The sequence below is a fragment of the Selenomonas sp. oral taxon 126 genome, from assembly GCF_001683335.1.
GTDB lineage: Bacteria > Bacillota > Negativicutes > Selenomonadales > Selenomonadaceae > Centipeda.
On sequence record NZ_CP016201.1, the window covers coordinates 1,202,962 to 1,203,919 of the forward strand.

Annotated in this window: 1 protein-coding gene; it reads left to right on the forward strand. The window is 54.6% G+C overall.

Annotated elements, in window-relative coordinates:
* A partial coding sequence (locus tag AXF19_RS15205; RefSeq protein ID WP_237141708.1) for a YitT family protein occupies positions 1–644 on the forward strand: 644 nt, incomplete at its 5' end.
* Positions 645–958: the final 314 nt, after the last annotated feature.

The window sequence follows — 958 nt, forward strand, 5'->3', positions numbered from 1 at the left end:
GCTACAAGCAGGTCGGCAAGAGCTTTGCACTCTCGACCGTGTTTGCCATCATCATGCTCTCGATCTGGTCGGGTGTCCTTCACGATGTGCCGCAGGTGACGACCGACCCCTTTCTTGCCGCGATCTTCGGCGGCGTGGTGACGGGACTCGGGGTCGGCATTGTCATGCGTACGGGCGGGTGCTTCGACGGCACGGAGATTGTCGCGATCATCATGGACGCACGAACGCAGTTCTCCGTCGGTGAGGTCGTCATGTTCATCAACCTCTTTATCCTCTCGTCGGCGGGCCTCCTCTATGGCTGGGACAAGGCAATGTACTCGCTCTTTGCCTACTTCGTTATCGCGAAGATGATCGACGTGGTGCTCAAGGGTCTCGACGAATCGTACGCCGTCATGATCGTCACGAGCGAGCACGAGGAGATGACCATTGCGCTCAATGAGCGGCTCGGGCGCGGTGTGACCCTGCTGCACGGCGCGGGCGGCTACACGGGCGAGCCGAAGGAGGTTCTCTACTGCGTCGTCACACGCCTGGAGCTCGACAAGCTCAAGGAGATCGTCCTCGACAAGGACGAGCGTGCCTTTGTCACCATCAACGCCGTGCACGACATCGTGGGCGGACGGTTTAAGAAAAAGGCGATTCACTGACTCATGGGCAGCGCTGCGATGGGCGCTGCTCTTTTTACCAAATAAAGTGATATGAAAATAACATTTTATAAAATGGTATATGACAATTTAGTTGCTTTAGAACCAAAAGCATGCTACAATATAAGAAATTCAGGCTCTTTGTCATATGTTACGGAAAATCGGAAATAGCGATGTGCGATGCTCCTAAGCAAACCCTAGTGGAGCAAGCGGAGAAAAGCGTTCGACTCGCCCCCTGCGGATTTCTTTCGTTCAAGCGAAGCGCGTTTAAGAAGTCCGCAGGTATTTAGGCGAACGAGAACGCGACCGCTTGCGTA